Here is a 16,156-nt window from a genome sequence, read left to right as displayed (position 1 = left end):
AACGAAAACCATATGATGAATAATATCCGCCTGGGCGTAAGCACCTGGCTCTGGACCTCGCCATTCACCACCGCAACTGTGAAGCTTTTCCCGAAGATCAAAGCGATGGGGTACCAGGCCGTGGAAATACCCGTGGAATATCCTGAACAGATAGACGCGCTGACCGTCAGGCAGGCGCTGGACGATAACGGCCTGGAACCCATTTTATGCGGCGCTTTCGGGCCAACGAGAGATCTTACCAATGAAGACCCTAAGGTGCATGAGCATTGCTTCGCGTACATCCGCCAATGTTTCGATCTCTGCAATGCCTGGGGCGCGGGCTTCGTAGCGGGGCCGATGTATTCCGCCGTGGGCAAAGCACGCATGGTGCCGCCGGAGCAAAGGAAGATTGAATGGGACCGCGCAGTGCGCAACCTGCGCAAGATGTGCGAAGAAGCAGAAGCCGCAGGGCTGAAGCTGGCGCTGGAACCGCTGAACCGGTTTGAGTCTGACCTGGTGAACACCGCGGAAGACGTGATGCGGCTGGTGCGGGACATCGATCATCCCGCAGCGGGCGTGCTGCTGGACAGCTTTCATATGTCCCTGGAAGAAAGGAGCCTGGAAGAGGCCATTGTTGCCGCCGGAGAAAGGCTGCTGCATGTGCAGGTATCCGAAAATTACCGCGGCGTGCCCGGCACCGGGCAAACGCCCTGGGACAGCTTCAGGCGCGGGTTGGAACGGGCAGGTTACAAAGGCGTGGTGTCTATTGAAAGCTTTACGCCCGAGATAAAAGAACTGGCCGGTGCTGTCTGCATTTGGAAGAACCTGGCGGAAAGCCAGGACGGCTTTGCCGAAAACGGTCATCAATTCCTGAAAACATTATTAAAATAACGAGAACATGGAACAACGCAGGATCAACATAGCAATTGCCGGGCTGGGATTTGGCGCGGAATTTATTCCCATCTACCAGCAGCATCCTGATGCCAACTTGGTAGCCATCTGCCAGCGCACCCGCTCCCGCGTCGATGAGATCGGCGACGCTTTCGGTATCGAAAAACGGTATACCGATTACGATGAAATGCTGCTGGACCCGGAGATAGACGCCGTTCACATCAACACGCCCATCCCGGACCATGGCGTGCAGACCATTAAAGCGCTGAAAGCAGGCAAACACGTGGCCTGCACCGTGCCCATGGCCACCACCGTGGAAGAATGCGAAGAGATCGTACGGCTCAGCAAAGAAAAAGGACTTACCTATATGATGATGGAAACAGTGGTGTACAGCCGCGAGTTCCTGTTCATGAAAGAATTATATGAAAAAGGGGAGCTGGGCAAAGTGCAGTTCCTGAAAGCCAGCCACCAGCAGGATATGGACGGCTGGCCGGGTTACTGGCCGGGCCTTCCGCCGATGTATTATGCCACGCATTGCGTAGGCCCCGTGCTGGGACTGCTGCGCAGTGAAGCGGAGTATGTATCCTGCTTCGGCTCCGGCACCATCCGCGAAGAAATGCACGGTCATTACGGTTCGCCTTATGCCGTGGAAACCACGCAGATCAAGCTGCGCAACTCAGACCTGAGCGCGCATGTGTACCGCTCTTTGTTTGACGTGGCGCGGCAGTACCGGGAAAGTTTTGAAGTGTACGGCTCCCTGAAGTCCGTAGAATGGCCGCTGATAGAAGGAAAACCGCTGGTAGTGCATACTGCCAAGAAACCAGAGCCTGAAATACCGGAAGAAACGGAATGCCCTGATTACGCGAAGCTGCTGCCGGAGGAGATCAGGCGGTTTACCACCAAAGGGGTGTATGACGCGGACGAGCACCAGCACCTGTCGTTTGCGCAGGGTGGCGGCCATGGCGGTTCCCACCCGCACCTGGTGCATGCTTTTGTGAAAGCGCTGAAGGAGGGAAGCAGCCCGTACCCGAATGCTGTACAATCCGCCAATATCACCTGCGTGGGCATCCTGGCGCACGAATCTGCCAAGCAAGGCGGGAAGATCATTTATTTACCACCATTTACCCTGGCTGATTAATCAATGGCCTTATGCCGCGAACGGGAACTGCGGGCATCCAGGCAACCATATCCTACAGGCGTCCGCCCGGCAACCCGTTCTGCCGGGCCTGCCTTTCATGTTTGACCGGTAATATGGCAATGGGTACTAAATGACCGAATAATTGCTATTTTGCGCCGCATAAGCAATTATTATCATGTTGAAACAACGGAAAGACCTACTATCCTGGCTCGGCGAAAAAGAATGGCTGGCCCCCTCATTGTGGTTCGGGTTGTCTATGATCGTTGCCTGCAAAGAGTTCTTCAGCGGCAACTACAACAACTACACCATTTTCAAGCATGTTTTCCTGCACACTGTTCACGGCCAGAACCTTTACATCGCCTACCCTGAGTACTTCGACGTGAATATGTACGGCCCGCTGTTCAGCGTGCTGATCGCGCCTTTCGCGCTTTTACCCGATATGATCGGCTCCATTCTCTGGATGCTTTTCAACGCCACCGTACTTTTCCTGGCCATCCGCCAGTTGCCGCTGACGCGCATGCAGCAGAACCTGGTGCTGATATTCGCCAGCCATGAGCTGATGGCCGCCAGCAGCTATTTCCAGTTCAACCCGATCATCGCCAGCTGCCTCATTTTCAGCTTCGCGATGATCCGGAAAGGAAAGGAGTTCTGGGCGGCGTTCTTCATCATGTTCGGCGCGCTCACCAAACTCTACGGCATCGTCGGTTTGTCATTTTTCTTCTTCTCCAATAACAAATGGCGGCTAATCTACAGCATGGTGATCTGGGGCGTGATCCTGTTCGCCCTGCCCATGATCATTTCCTCACCGTCGTTTATCGTGCAGAGTTACAAGGACTGGTGGGATGCGCTGGTGTTCAAGAACGATAAAAACGCGCAGTTCGACAAAGGGATCAAGTTGCAGGATATTTCCGCGATGGGCTTCATCAAGCGCGTTTTCAACCTGCATTATATGAGCAATCTCTGGGTGATAGGGCCTGCCCTCGTCCTGTTTGCCGCGCAGTACCTGCGTTTGAAGTACCGCGAATATGCCAGCTACCAGCTGTATATCCTCTGTTCCGCATTGCTGTTCACCGTATTGTACAGCAGCAGCTCCGAGTCGCCCACGTACATCATTGCATTCATTGCGCCCTGTATCTGGTATGTGATGCAGCCGAAAACCTGGCAGAACAATGCTTTCTTCATATTCGTGCTCATCGGGTGCAGCTTTTCACATTCAGACCTGGTGACGCCCTGGGTGAAAAAGAACATCGTAGTGCCGTATGCCTTCAAGGCATTCCCCTGCCTGGTGATGTGGCTGGTGATCGTTTACCAGGTACTCACGCGAAGGTTTTTGCGAACCGTTTAAAATAACCGGGAAGGCTGCTTTTCACAAAGCAGCCTTTTTTGTGTTGAAATGATGGCCCTGCGGTTATCCTTTCAGCTGGTAAGTGCCTGCCTCCACACCGAAAGAACGCACCAGGCGGTTCCAGGAGTTGATCTGGCAAATAGCGAGCGTGAGTACGGCTATTTCCTGTTTAGAAAAGAAGTTCAGCAGCTCGTCGTGCAGGTGATGGGTATGCTGCTCTGAGGGCATGTGGGTAAGGGTTTCCGCGAAAGCCAGCACGGCCTGCTCTTTGGGTGTGTAATAGTTGGTTTCGCGCCATACGGAAACAGACAGCAGGCGGATGGGTGTTTCGCCGGCGTGTACTGCTTCCTTGTAATGCATGTCCATGCAGTATGCACAGCTGTTGATCTGTGAAACCCGCATCTGCAGGAGCTTTATCAGCTTCGGTTCCAGTCCTGACCTGTAGATGTAAGCCTGTACGTTGGTCATCACTTCCATGAGACCGGCGGGAATGTCCTGTTGATTAATTCTGGCCATGGTAAAATTGATTTTATATAAAGACATTTCCCCGGACCGGAATGTGACAGCTAAGCGGGATTTTTTTTCAAATGGCGTAATTTATCCGGGTTACGGATGATGAAAACGTTGCTGATGGCGCCATTGAGGAAAGTAAATACCTGGCAGCCGATCAGCTCGCCGTTATAATAATGCAATATGGCAGGCTGGTTGTTCACTTCCCCGGGCCGCAGGTCGAAATGCATATATGCTTTTTTGTAAAGACCCAGCAGCATCGCCATAGCAGCCGTTCTGCCGGAAACCGGGTTGATGGCGGCCGATACCTTGCCGCCGCCATCGGAAATAACGGTGATATCTTCATTCAGCAGCTGTTCCAGCTTTTTGAGATCGTTGCGGATAATGGCGTCCTGGTATTTACGGATATCCGTTCCCGTATGTGCCTGTATAACGGGCGCATCCAGCTGTTTGCGGGCGCGGGTGAGCAGCAGCCGGGAATAGTCTTCGCTGATGTTCAACGTAGCGGCTATCTCGGCATGATCATAATCGAATGCCTCGCGGAGGATGAACACCGCGCGCTGGCGCGGGTTGAGCTTTTCGAGCAATACCATGAGGGAATAGGAGAGCATGTCGCCCCGCAGCAGGGAACTGTCGGCACTTTCGGTAGATACAGGCTCGGGCAGCCATTCGCCGGGATAATCCGCAGCCTGCAGCTGCTGTTGTTTTTTACGGTTGATAGAACGGTTGATGACGGTTCTTACAAGATAGGCCTTTTCGTCCCGCACATGGCCCCTGTCTGCCTGTACGTAGTGCAGGTAAGCATCCTGCACGATATCTTTGGCTTCTTCCAGTGAACCAGTGATATTGTAAGCATAAGTAGTCAGCAGCGGTCTGAGCGATTCCATGCCTGAAAATTATATAATCTATTCCTAATCGCCTGAAAATCGTTAACTTCCCTATAACCATATTTGATACGGAAACCATATTCAGTAACCAAAACAATTGAAGTATGAATCGCATACACCTGCTTTGCCTCGCATTGCTGGCGATGGCATTTACAAACGGAGCCCATGCACAATCCACCCCAGGAAAATTTTATATGAAAGTGGCCGGCGGTTATTTTTTCAGCGTATCTCCCGGCCAGTTTCCGGACGTAGGCCCTTACCCGCCGAGAGATGAGCATGTGGCTGTTAATCCAACTACCGGCGCGATGACCACCATTTCAGAAAGAGTGCTCACCGGTTCTTACGGTGAAGGCGTGCGTGGCGGATTGTCGTTCGGGTATACGCTTAATAAACATTTCGCCATTGAAGGAACGTTCAATTATTTCCGCAGCAAGAAAAACCTGATGACGAAAAATGTGACCACCGTACAGGGTACGAACACCGTGGTGGGCAGCATCGAATCGCACGGGCATGTGAATGCCGTGGACTTCGCGCCCAGCCTGGTGGTGAGCCCCGGATATGAAAAATTCAATCCTTATGTACGTTTCGGCGTGGTAGTGCCGTTGTGGGGAAGGCTGTACATTGAAACTGATGCAACCCGCACCAGCGCAGTGCCGGGCCAGCCCGCGGCGGTAGTGGCGCAAACCACGATCCACCGGAAGGAGGAGATCAAACCCAATCCCACCTTCGGTTTCCAGGGTGCGCTGGGTTTCAATTATGCTGTAGCGCGCAGGCTGGATATATTTGCAGAAGCCGAGTACCGCAATGTGCCGGTAAGAAGCAAAAGCAAGGAGGTAACGGAATACGATGAAGTGACCCGCATTGTGAACACCAGCACCGGCGTGGAGATCGCGCGGCAAACACGCGGCCTGGGCGACCTGAGCACGGCGGAAAGGGAAACAGAGTATAAGACAGTGCTGGATGAAAGTTCCAACACGCCCACCGGCAATACCGGTACCAAAACCAATTACAAAAACAATAATGCCCCGGCCAATGACCTGAAGTCCTACATCAACATCGGTGGCCTGGGATTGAATGCTGGCGTGAGATTCCGGTTTTGACATAACCCCTGGAAACAACAGCGCCGGAAGAATTTCTTCCGGCGCCGCCGTTTTTTAAGATTATCGTATGCGGCTACCATCCGCCGCCACCTCCGCCTCCACCGCCGCCGCCGGAAGAACCGCCGCTGCTGCCGGAGCTCCAGCTGGAACTTCCGCTGGAACTGCTGCCTGAGCTGCGCGGCGGGGTTGGGTCCACCTGGGCGCTCATCACGGAAGAAGTGAGGCGGTTGGAGAAGGAAGAAGAAAAACGGGTGTAGTTTAAATTGTTGCCCGCATACCAGCCGGGTTCGTAGTTGGCCTGTTCCAGGACACTGCTGAATTTATCCGCCCACTGGTTTTCCAGGTCCAGCGCAATGGCGTAAGGCAGGAGTTTTTCGAACAGCGCCGGCGTATGTTCGGGCGGCGTAAGCATATCCAGCCTGTGCTCTTCCGCTGTTTCAAGGTACATCCTGAACCCTTCGATCTTCGCGTTCATGTCCGCACCCAATGGCGTAGGCGCTTTGATCAGGCGGATGTAGAGGAAATAAGCCAGGCCCATGCCGGTGATGAATACCAGCGCGGCAAACGGCACCTCGTCCAGGTAAGAGAACATGATCACGAAAGGCACGATCGTGAAGGGAATGCCGACAATGAAATAGACCACCGAAGCGCAACCCGATTTGATCTTCCTGAAACCGCTCACCAGCATGCCAACGCCTATGCCCATAAAAGGTGTGAGGAACAGCAGCAGGAAAAACGTGCCGGCATTGATCAGCAGCATGTATACGAACAGCGTGGCGCCGGTGAGGAGGCCGCCGATGAGGATCTGTTTGGTGTTGGGCAGGAAATAATCCTTTATTTTATGTTGCTCGGCCAAAGCCGCGCTGAATGCATGGTCTGCGGCTTCGAATATTTTATGCTGCTTGTTGTCCAGCGCAATTTCGCGGCGGGAGCTGAGCAGGCCGGAGAATAATTTTTGTTCTTCCTTCGGCAATTTCTCCGGTGCATCAACGAGTTTTTCCACTGCATATTCATTCCGCCCGGTCTCTTTGATGCGGATGATCTTTTTCACTGCCAGGCTTACCAGCGCGGCGGCGTTTGTTTTATTGTCCGCCCCTCGTTTCCAGATATACCGCAACGCTGCCGGCGAAAGGTCCTGTGGCGGCTCGAAAGCGGGCACTGTTACCGGTTGTGTGGGGTCCACGCCATGTTTTTTCCAGGTGGCGAAGAAGTAGAGCAGCAGGCCGGCGCTGCCGGCGAGGGCAAGCAGCACCGCGCGGTAGTGCTCATACCATTCCACCAGCTTTTCCCAAAAACCGGGTGGCGGCGGCCGCGTAATGATGCCCGGGCTGAAGGCCGGCGCGATGGTAAAACCTTCGCCCGGCTCCAGCTGGCTGCTGGCGGTGAATGTGGGATGTCCTTCGTTGTTGTAAGCCACGGTGCAGTTGCTGGCGGTGGAGCCATCGGGCCCGGTGTAGCACGCTGCCCGCACGATCCTGGCGCCACGCGGAAGCTCCACGGTGGCGCTGGCTTTCACGATGGGAAAGCTCCAGCCGCTGCCGGTCACATTCCAGTAGAATTCATCGGAATCGTCGAAGAAACCAACGTGGCCTGTGGTGGTGTAGCTGATGGCGTATTCGTATACGCCGGGCTCCAGCTCCACGTCCTTATCGCCGATGCGGATGAGGAGGTCGCCGTCTTTTTCCGTTTCCGTGTATGGCTCCGGCATCCCGTCTTTCAGCACCTCGGTAACGTTGATGTCTACACGTTTCCAGCTGCCGTTCTTGTTACGCCGGTACAGCGGGATATTGCGGAAAATGCCTTTTTTGATGTAGAACCGCGCGGTGAATACCTTGATCCGTTCCGTGATGCGCGCTTCGCCGGTGGGGTACAGGCGGATGTCTGAATGGAAATCCAGTATACCGTCTGAATACAGCTGATGGGCGGCCTCTTCCTGGATATAGGCAGTGGTATCGGCTTCCTGCGCCGGCGCTTTCGCGAAGGGAAGCAACAGGCAGAGGGCGAAAATGAGCTGTTTCATCAGAATGTTACGTTGGGCCTTTCGCGGTGCGCGGCATTGTCTATTTCAAAGAATTCTCCTGTGCGGAAGCTGAACATGCCGGCAATGAGGTTGGTGGGGAAACTTTCAACGAGCGTGTTGTTCTCGCGCACGGTGCCGTTGTAGTACCGGCGGGCCGATTCCAGGTTGCTCTCAATATCCGCAAGCTCCGATTGCAGGGCCGTGAAATTGGCGCTGGCTTTCAGGTCCGGGTAATTTTCCGCTACGGCGAAAAGAGAGCCCAATGCGCGGGTAAGCCCGGCCTCGGCCTGCATCTTGTCGTGCGGACTGGCTGCGTTCATGGAAGCGGTGCGGTAGCTGGTCACCTGTTCGAGCGTTTGTTTTTCATGCGCGGCGTAACCTTTTACGGTCTCCACGAGGTTAGGTATGAGGTCGTAACGCTTTTTGAGGCTCACGTCTATCCCGCTCCAGCCTTCTTTCATGAGGTTCCGTTTGCTGACCAGCCTGTTGTAGCCGCTGATGGCCCATATCAGCATAATGGCCGCGAGCGCGATGATTCCAATGGTAATTCCCATAATTCCGTAGGTTTTAGGAAAATGGAAATTAATTATAAATATCGGTTCAGCATAATGTATGGGAGCGGAGCTTTTTAAGGGTGAAATAAAATAAGCTGAACATGGCGGCGAACAAAGCGGTGAAAAACCATACTTCCGCGTTGCGGAAGGGATGGATGAAATGCGCGGCCAGGCCTTGCAGCAGGTCATGCGGCGCGGCGATCACATCCCAGCTGTTGAACCGCATGAACCGCCCGATGTAGATGCCGTACCCGCAAAGCAGCGAGGCGCCGGCCAGGCAGAGATGCACGGTGCTTTTTTTGAAACCCGCCATGAGGAAATGTTCCACCTGCATGAGCGATACCATGCCGAGCAATAACCCGTTCCATGCGGCCGTGACCAGCAGGAAGAGGTCGAACCACGCAGGTACGGGCGGCTTGGCGTGGAAGTGGAACAGGTCTGTGAGCAGGTAGGGGGCGTTGGGGAAAAAGAGGAGCCAGGCGGAAAGCTGCAAAATATTACGCGGGCCCGGCGCTTCTCCCGGTTTTAGTTTCCGGCTGATGGCCAGCGGTATTAAAGCGAGCACGGTGTTCCATGCAAGGAAGATGTAAGCAATGTTTTGCGTGTAGCATATGCGGACCGCCAGCAGCAGGCACATGAACAATATACTCAGCAGGATCATTTTTTCAACAGGCTTCATGAGTAGGACAATTGAGGTTTGGGCATGGACAACGTAACCCGGTGCAGTGTTTTGTAATATTTGTAGCGCATTTTGCGGAAGTAGGTGGTGTAAGTGTTTCCGCCCGCTTTGAACAGCCTGCGGTGGGCAAACCAGATCACATGGATGGTGGCAAAATAGAATACTTTGTAGAACAGCCTGCTGAATATCCTGCCGTTCATGGATTTGGACCAGAACAGCTGCTCCATCCGTTCCCGCTGGAATTGTATATGATATGCTTCGTCTATCAGTATTTCGCGGCAGATCTGTTTCAGGAGAATGCAGGAGGTGGCGTCTTTCAGCGACTGGTAAAACACCTGCGCGGCACTTTCCACGGTGAGCACGGCGAGCGTCCAGGATTCCATGCTGGTGTTGAAATGGCGGGCGCGGCGGAACAGCGTGTCGCCCCAGTTATGTTTTATCCTTGGCTGCCCGATCATATCCAGGTAACGGCCAAGGTTTTCGCCGTGCTTCTGCTCTTCTTTAATGAAAAGCTGCATCGCTTCCACGAAATGTTCATCACCTGTTTTGCGGGCATGCAGGAAGGAAGCGCGCAGCAGGTTGCGCCCGTCAGACGTTTCGCCGAGCTGCCAGGCCTGGAGGGAGCGGAGCACGGCTTTTGTCTGCGACGGCGTGATGGAGGGTGTAAGGTCCCAGTTCACGCGGTGATGCGTGGCGTTGTAACGGAAAAAACGGACCCAGTCCTGTGTAGAATGCATAGGCGTATTTTTATTCACTTTGTGTTGCAAAGTAAAAGGGTGAAAAATAAGGCTGAGCGGGACAGCCTGTTTAATGTCTATGAATTGATTGTCTGAAAAAAAGTACTTTGTAATACAAAGTAAGTGAAGCTATGCAAAAAATCCAAATTTATTTTTGATCGCCTTCGAAGCGGAATTGGTTCTGCCTGCCGGGTTTTTCATACCTTTTGTATATTAGCGGTACCAGAATTTACGTTTTTAAAGGAAAGGGCAGCACCAGGCGTATCCACGATGAATAAAACGAGGTTATTTCCACGGAAATTTTGTATATTCGCCTAATGTCAGGTAAGTTTATATACCAGCGCATGCGCATCATTTTCCGTCCCACGCAGGACGTGATGCCGCTGTATACCTGCATCAGCAAACATTTCCGCACGTTCTGCAAGAAGTTGTATTACTTCTCAAATTTTAAGGACTTCAATACGCTTGCCCTGAACCGTATATCATAGTGCCAGGGTTCAGGGGCTTCCTTACTTTTTTATTTTTTATCGACATTTCAAGCTGAATTGTTATGACCAGGAATAAGGAAACTGTTCCGGTCAGCGGTATGTTACTGGTCCTTCTCGTGATTATCAACGCGCTCGTATTGCGCGCGGGGTTAACGAGAAATTCCGGGTGGTATTGGGTGCTGTGCATCACTTTCCCGCTGCTGCTGACCGTAACAAGGAATGCGTGTAGAAAACAACCCGAAGGCGCACAGCGAAACCTTGCCGGGCAGCTGCGGTGGCTGCTCCGCATTTGGTGAGCCGCAAAGGGCATGATGTTTGCACACAACACCAGGACAATACTTACGCCGCACCCGGCCGGCTTCCAGGAAGCCCGTCCTTCCCATTAAATATATTACCCGTTTCGGACCTGCCGTCGCCGGCCGGACCGGGATCTTTATTCATAAAAAAAATGATGACCGATGCAAAAGACAAAACATCAACCGGTATTCAGGAAAGATGATTTCGAAATATTACAGGCCTGCCTGCAGGAAGACGAGCGCGTGAGCCAATTCACGCCCGAAGTGGTGGAATCGCTGCTGGCAGACTTCAGGAAGGGGAAACTCGTCAGCAAGGAAGAATTTCCCGCGGACGTTGTGCGGCTCAACTCCCGTGTGATAGTGCAGGAGGCCAATAAAGACAAAGAAATGGAACTGACCGTGGTAATGCCGGAAGAAGCGGACATCAAACAGCGGAAAATATCCGTCATGGCGCCCGTGGGCGTAGCCCTCATCGGTTTCAGGCAGGGGCAGGAGGTGATGTGGCCCGTACCCGGCGGCCAGAAGAAATTCCGGATCAAAGAAGTGATCAACGACAACGAATAATAGCTCAAAATTGGAATAAACACAGCCGGCGCTTTTATAGGCGCCGGTCTTTTTTACGGCATACCGGTAAAAGATACAAATACCATTTACCGGGAATCAGTAAAAAGTACCATAAAATCCCTGAATCAGCGCTGGCCGGCCGCCGCTTACGGCGTACCTTTACATTGTTATGAAACAGGCCATCCCGGTATATGATATTTGTACCATCAGTGCTGGTCACCAGCATAAAGACCTGCTCGCGGAGCGGCTGAACGGTTACCTGGAAAAGAACTACCAGCGCGTTCACCAGCAGCATGGTCATGACTTCTACCACCTGGTGCTTTTCACTAAAGGCAACGGCGCGCATACGCTGGACTTCACACGTTTTGCCGTGCAGCCCTGGCAGATCTATTTCATGACGCCGGGCCAGGTGCACAGCTGGCATTTCAGGGAAGGAACAGACGGGTATGTGATTCACTTTTCCGCCTCCTTTTTCGATACGTTCCTCATGCAGCACCAATACCTGGAACAGTTCCCTTTTTTCAGCGGCAACAGCAGCGAACAGGTGCTCAACATCCCGGCCCCCGCGCGGAACAATGTGAAAACCGTGCTCGAACAAATACTGGAAGAAGCAGCAGGCCGCAATGAGACAGACATGATCCGCGTGCTCCTGCTCCAATTGTTCCTGCTGGTGAACCGGGCAACGGTGAAAGACACGAAAAAAGCCGTACCACAGCAAAAGCAACTGGTGTTGCGCAATTTCCGGCAACTGATCAATAAACACTACCGGAGGCTCCGTCTGCCGAAAGAATACGCGGAACTCCTGTACATCACCCCTAATCACCTGAATGCCCTCTGCCAGGACCTGCTGAACAAAACCGCCGGGGAACTGATCAGGGAACGCGTGCTGCTGGAAGCCAAACGGATGCTGACCAACGAAGACCTGACCATAACGCAGATCGCCGCCGATCTCAACTTCGAAGACAATTCCTACTTTTCACGCTTCTTTAAAAAATATGCGGGCATGACCGCAGAAGAATTTAGAAACAGTTTAATCTGAATACCATGTGTGCCGAAAGAACAAACCATAAACCAAACCTTTTACTGAGCGTATTAGGTAATAAATGTCCCCGTTGCAGAAGGGGCGATCTTTACGAAAATCCCAATCCCTACAACCTTTTCAAATTCATGCGCATGAACGAACGCTGCCCTGAATGCGGGCAGCTTACCGAACCTGAGACCGGGTTTTATTTCGGGACGGGATATGTGAGTTATGCGCTGGCCGTTGCTACCAGCGTGGCTACGTTTATCGCCTGGTGGGTGTTGCTCGGGTTTTCGCTGGAAGATAACAGCGTGTTCTGGTGGCTGGGAGTGAACGGGTTGGTGTTGGTGCTGATGCAGCCTTTGTTGATGCGGGTTTCGCGGAGTATTTGGCTGGCGTTTTTCGTCTACTACGATAAGGATTGGCGGACGAATGGTGAATTTTTTAAAAAAATAAACTAGGCTGTGTTCGCTTAGGCAATGGGCACAGGATTTTTTTAAAAAATTCACCATTCGTCCTTGGGGGCAGTAAAAATTTGGGTGTGTTGGGTTATGTGTTTTTTTAGGGAATTGTTTGTTCTCGGGTTGTGTGGAAATTCGTTATTGTGCTACTTCTTTGAAGATATGATTGCATTTTTCGGCTACGTCGTGAATGATGTGGTCCATTTCCTGGGCGATCTTTTCTATGAAGGTGAGCAGGGGCAGGTTGTCTGGATGGGCGAGGTCTTCTTTGTTGAGGAGGGATACTACGCCAAGCATTGACGCCACTGGTCTGCGCAGGCTGTGAGAGCTCATGTGGGCTACTTTTTTGAGTTCTTCTATGTAGGTTTTTTTATCATGGATGTCTTCCATGGCGCCAATCATTCTGTAGGGTTTGCCTTCATCGTTGTACAGCACATAGCCGCGGTCTGAAATATAGCGGTAGGTGCCGGCGGCGCTTTTGAACCTGTAGTCTACCGTCCATTGTTCTTTCCGCCGGTTCATTGCTTCTTCCACGCTTTTTACCACCATATCGGCATCGTCGGGATGGACATGATCTTTCCACCAGTCTGTGCCGGTACTGCTGTCTTTATAGCCGAAAAGGGTGAAGAGATTATTGTTCCAGAGTACTTTGTTTGTTTTCAGATCCAGGTCCCATATTACATTGCGGGTGGCAAGGGTTACCATGTCGTAGCGGTCCAGCGCTCTTTTGAGACGGATCTCCTGTTTTTTCCTTTCGGAAATATCGCGGGCAAAGCAGGCCACGCCTACTATTTTGTCGTCGTTGATAATGGGGTTGAAAGTAATTTCCGCTGTTGACAGGCCATAGTCCGCCATTTCCCTGGATTCCTCAATGATTTGTTTTTCGCCCTGCAAGCTTTTTCGGAAATAGCCTTCCCAGCGGTGAAGCTCCTCCCGGTTTGTGGTGAGTACGGGCCTGGTAGTACCGGGTTTAAGGCTCACGCCGGTGAAATGCAGGATGGCGTCGTGATAGGCTTTGTTAAAAACAGTGAAACGCAACTGCTCGTCCACCGCCCAGATGAGGTCTTCCGTACTGTTGATCACCGAATCAAGCAGTGCCTGCTGTTTCGAGAGGGCTTCGAAAGCATGATGTTTTTCCGTCACATTCCAGATAGACACGATCTCCACGTCGCGGCCCCTGTATACTGTGCCATAAGTGCGTATTTCAACATGCATCAGGGTACCGTCCTTTTTCAGGTGTTTCCAGGTACCGAAGTCCGCGAATCCCTTCCCGATCCTTTTGTGCACTTCCAGTACCCGGTCCACGTCTTCAGGCGGGCGTACCTGCAGGATGGACATTTTGAGGAACTCTTCCAGCGAATAGCCGTAAAGGTCCACCGCGGCGTCATTCACGGCAATGAAATGCAATGTTTCCCGGTCGTAGATCCACATGGGCTGCGGGTTTTGGCGAAAAATGCGGATGTAGGCGGTTTCCGATTTTTGCAGGGAACGTTTGTATTTGGCCAGCAGCCAGTACATCACAATGCTCGCCATACAAACGAAAAGAAGGCCCCTGGTGTACGGCCCTTTCCAAATAGTGCTGGGGATATGTATGGCCAGCCAATGCAGGAGATGATCTGCGGTTAGGGTCCAGGTGAGACCGAATGCGAAAAAAATAAGGACTGTTCGGGCCGGAGACAGTAGGTTGATCATAAGTTAGCTCGATTTCAGTAGACGGTTATGGTCTGTGTTAAGTTACTGAAATTTCCGGAGGCCATTGCATTTACAAGCAGAGATTTGTATCTTTTGTACATTTCCTAAAACCCTTTTTATGACAACACATTCCCGCCGCAGTTTTCTGCAATATTCAGCCGTATTAGGCGCATCAGCATTGGCTTCGCCGTTGACCGGCCTGATCCCTTACCAGGAAAAAAAGCTGGGCATCGCGCTGGTGGGGCTTGGCGGCTATGCTACCAACCAGCTTGCGCCTGCGCTGATGCAAACGAAGAACATCGAACTGAGAGGCATCGTGACCGGTACGCCTTCTAAAATACCGGTGTGGGTGGAGAAGTATAAGATCCCGGAGAAAAATATCTACAATTACGAAACCTTCGACCGTATTGCTGATAATAAGGACATAGACGTGGTATATATCGTGCTGCCCAACTCCATGCATGCCGAATATACCATCCGCGCGGCCAAAGCTGGCAAACACGTGATCTGCGAAAAGCCTATGGCTGTTAGCGTGAAAGAAGGCCAGGCAATGATAGACGCCTGCAAGGCGGCAGGCAGGCAGCTGGCCATCGGTTACCGGCTGCATTACGACCCGTTCCATCTCGAAATGATGAGGCTCACCCGCGAAAAGGTATTCGGTGCCGTAAAGTTCGTGGAAGCCAGCGACGGCTTCAGGGCGGGCGATCCCAACCAGTGGCGGCTGAAACACGCGCTTTCAGGCGGCGGCCCGCTGATGGACGTGGGCATCTACGCCATCCAGGGCGCTAGGTATACGGTGGGCGAAGAGCCGCTGGCCGTTACCGCGCAGGAATTCCCGAAAACGATGCCGGAGAAATTTAAGGATGTAGAAGAATCGCTTGCCTGGCAGTTATATTTCCCCGGCGGCGCGGTGGCCAATTCCTTTTCTACTTATGCCACCGGCGTCAACCGGCTGTATGCGGGCGCCGAAAGCGGCTGGTACGAGGTGGCTAACGCATATGGCTATGGCGGCCAGGTAGGCCGTACCAGTAAAGGCCCGATGAATTTCACGCACATCAACCAGCAGGCCGCGCATATGGACGGCGTGGCGAAATCCATTCTTGAGAACACGCCGAACATCGTACCCGGCGAAGAAGGCCTGCGCGATATGAAGGTAATAGAAGCGATCTATGCTTCCATTGCGGCTGGCGGCAAAAAGATACAGATCAGTTGAGGGTATGATCCAGCTCCAGCGTGCCGGTGAACAGGAACTCTTTCCGGTCCGCGGTAAAGACCTTTACTTTTACGGAAGTCTGGTAATTAAGAGAGGTGAAAAGCTCGTCTTCCCGGAGGGAATGCAGGTCCAGCAAGGTATGTGGCGAATTTTCCTGCAGCTTTATTTTAATAGGCCAGATGTTGAGTTCAGATAATACCGTGCCGCGGAGCAGCAGGTTGTTTTCCTGTATGCGCAGCAGGATGTGGCGGCCTTTGAGGTTGTCGGTAACTGTGAGAGGCTGGCGGGAGGGGAATGGGAACATGATCAGCGCAAAAAGGAACGAGGCTAGCATTACGCCCAGGATGAGCGCCAGATAAACGGGATTGGCGGGCATGAAATTAATGGCCAGCAGCAGAGCCAGCGAACCCCAGAGCACCAGCCGCCGCTTTTTCTTTTTTACCGTTATATCTTTTTTATAAAGTACCGACGTGGTGATCCATACAGCCAGCGCGAAAGGAGAAGTGGCTACAGTAGCCAATGTGAAAACAAACAGGACGGGAGAAACAGGAAAGTCAGAAAGCTCGGGAGTCGCGACTATG

Annotated in this window: 18 protein-coding genes; 10 read left to right on the top strand and 8 right to left on the bottom strand. The window is 52.6% G+C overall.

The window, feature by feature from the left end; all coding sequences use genetic code 11:
• The first annotated feature begins 12 nt into the window (after positions 1-12).
• From R3I13_RS10160 to R3I13_RS10150, 3 genes are all read left to right on the top strand, one after another.
• Complete coding sequence (locus R3I13_RS10160; RefSeq protein ID WP_346317833.1) at positions 13-870, top strand: sugar phosphate isomerase/epimerase family protein; 858 nt, start codon at positions 13-15, stop codon at positions 868-870.
• 7 nt (positions 871-877) lie between these two features.
• Positions 878-2,008, top strand: coding sequence for a Gfo/Idh/MocA family oxidoreductase (locus tag R3I13_RS10155; RefSeq protein ID WP_346317832.1), 1,131 nt, complete (start codon positions 878-880; stop codon positions 2,006-2,008).
• Between the two features lie 175 nt (positions 2,009-2,183).
• A complete protein-coding gene (locus R3I13_RS10150) occupies positions 2,184-3,353 on the top strand; it encodes a glycosyltransferase family 87 protein (RefSeq protein WP_346317831.1) in 1,170 nt (389 codons plus the stop codon).
• 63 nt (positions 3,354-3,416) lie between these two features.
• Here R3I13_RS10150 and R3I13_RS10145 read toward each other — a convergent pair whose 3' ends face one another.
• On the bottom strand, positions 3,417-3,869 hold the full coding sequence (locus R3I13_RS10145; RefSeq protein WP_346317830.1) for a carboxymuconolactone decarboxylase family protein: 453 nt from the start codon (positions 3,867-3,869) through the stop codon (positions 3,417-3,419).
• A gap of 50 nt (positions 3,870-3,919) precedes the next feature.
• Complete coding sequence (locus R3I13_RS10140) at positions 3,920-4,750, bottom strand: sigma-70 family RNA polymerase sigma factor (RefSeq protein ID WP_346317829.1); 831 nt, start codon at positions 4,748-4,750, stop codon at positions 3,920-3,922.
• Between the two features lie 104 nt (positions 4,751-4,854).
• Between R3I13_RS10140 and R3I13_RS10135 the strand changes: the two genes are divergently transcribed.
• Positions 4,855-5,850 carry an outer membrane beta-barrel protein gene (locus tag R3I13_RS10135; RefSeq protein ID WP_346317828.1) on the top strand — a complete coding sequence of 332 codons (996 nt, stop codon included), beginning with the start codon at positions 4,855-4,857 and terminating at the stop codon, positions 5,848-5,850.
• Positions 5,851-5,923: 73 nt separating this feature from the next.
• Here the strand turns inward: R3I13_RS10135 and R3I13_RS10130 are convergent, their stop codons facing one another.
• Genes R3I13_RS10130 through R3I13_RS10115 form a run of 4 tightly spaced genes read right to left on the bottom strand, consistent with a single transcriptional unit; the run spans position 5,924 to position 9,840 of the window.
• On the bottom strand, positions 5,924-7,870 hold the full coding sequence (locus tag R3I13_RS10130) for a DUF2207 domain-containing protein (protein WP_346317827.1): 1,947 nt from the start codon (positions 7,868-7,870) through the stop codon (positions 5,924-5,926).
• A complete protein-coding gene (locus tag R3I13_RS10125) occupies positions 7,870-8,424 on the bottom strand; it encodes a LemA family protein (RefSeq protein WP_346317826.1) in 555 nt (184 codons plus the stop codon). Before R3I13_RS10125 ends, R3I13_RS10130 begins: the two co-directional genes overlap by 1 nt.
• 46 nt (positions 8,425-8,470) lie before the next feature.
• A complete protein-coding gene (locus tag R3I13_RS10120) occupies positions 8,471-9,103 on the bottom strand; it encodes a DUF1361 domain-containing protein (protein WP_346317825.1) in 633 nt (210 codons plus the stop codon).
• Positions 9,100-9,840 (bottom strand): ferritin-like domain-containing protein, encoded by a 741-nt coding sequence (locus tag R3I13_RS10115; protein ID WP_346317824.1) that lies wholly within the window; start codon positions 9,838-9,840, stop codon positions 9,100-9,102. Before R3I13_RS10115 ends, R3I13_RS10120 begins: the two co-directional genes overlap by 4 nt.
• Before the next feature lie 317 nt (positions 9,841-10,157).
• On the opposite strand from R3I13_RS10115, the gene R3I13_RS10110 reads away from it, so the two are divergent.
• From R3I13_RS10110 to R3I13_RS10090, 5 genes are all read left to right on the top strand, one after another.
• Positions 10,158-10,328 (top strand): hypothetical protein, encoded by a 171-nt coding sequence (locus R3I13_RS10110; protein ID WP_346317823.1) that lies wholly within the window; start codon positions 10,158-10,160, stop codon positions 10,326-10,328.
• Between the two features lie 62 nt (positions 10,329-10,390).
• Positions 10,391-10,624, top strand: a complete 234-nt coding sequence (locus R3I13_RS10105) for a hypothetical protein (protein ID WP_346317822.1) — start codon at positions 10,391-10,393, stop codon at positions 10,622-10,624.
• Between the two features lie 162 nt (positions 10,625-10,786).
• The gene (locus tag R3I13_RS10100; protein WP_346317821.1) at positions 10,787-11,188 is read left to right on the top strand and encodes a GreA/GreB family elongation factor; all 402 of its coding nucleotides are present in this window, start codon (positions 10,787-10,789) and stop codon (positions 11,186-11,188) included.
• 169 nt (positions 11,189-11,357) lie between these two features.
• A complete protein-coding gene (locus tag R3I13_RS10095; protein WP_346317820.1) occupies positions 11,358-12,227 on the top strand; it encodes a helix-turn-helix domain-containing protein in 870 nt (289 codons plus the stop codon).
• A gap of 134 nt (positions 12,228-12,361) precedes the next feature.
• Entirely contained in the window at positions 12,362-12,670 is a 309-nt protein-coding gene (locus R3I13_RS10090; protein WP_346317819.1) for a DUF983 domain-containing protein, read from the top strand.
• 138 nt (positions 12,671-12,808) lie between these two features.
• Here the strand turns inward: R3I13_RS10090 and R3I13_RS10085 are convergent, their stop codons facing one another.
• Positions 12,809-14,362, bottom strand: a complete 1,554-nt coding sequence (locus R3I13_RS10085) for a PAS domain S-box protein (protein ID WP_346317818.1) — start codon at positions 14,360-14,362, stop codon at positions 12,809-12,811.
• 118 nt (positions 14,363-14,480) lie between these two features.
• Between R3I13_RS10085 and R3I13_RS10080 the strand changes: the two genes are divergently transcribed.
• Positions 14,481-15,575: a Gfo/Idh/MocA family oxidoreductase gene (locus R3I13_RS10080; RefSeq protein ID WP_346317817.1), complete on the top strand. Its 1,095-nt coding sequence runs from the start codon at positions 14,481-14,483 to the stop codon at positions 15,573-15,575.
• Here the strand turns inward: R3I13_RS10080 and R3I13_RS10075 are convergent.
• Positions 15,568-16,095 carry a hypothetical protein gene (locus R3I13_RS10075; RefSeq protein ID WP_346317816.1) on the bottom strand — a complete coding sequence of 176 codons (528 nt, stop codon included), beginning with the start codon at positions 16,093-16,095 and terminating at the stop codon, positions 15,568-15,570. The two genes, R3I13_RS10080 and R3I13_RS10075, sit on opposite strands and share 8 nt — an antisense overlap.
• Between the last annotated feature and the right edge of the window lie 61 nt (positions 16,096-16,156).

This window comes from Chitinophaga sp. YIM B06452 (assembly GCF_039655965.1).
Classification (GTDB): Bacteria; Bacteroidota; Bacteroidia; order Chitinophagales; family Chitinophagaceae; genus Chitinophaga.
This window is presented reverse-complemented; position numbering and strand designations above follow the sequence as displayed.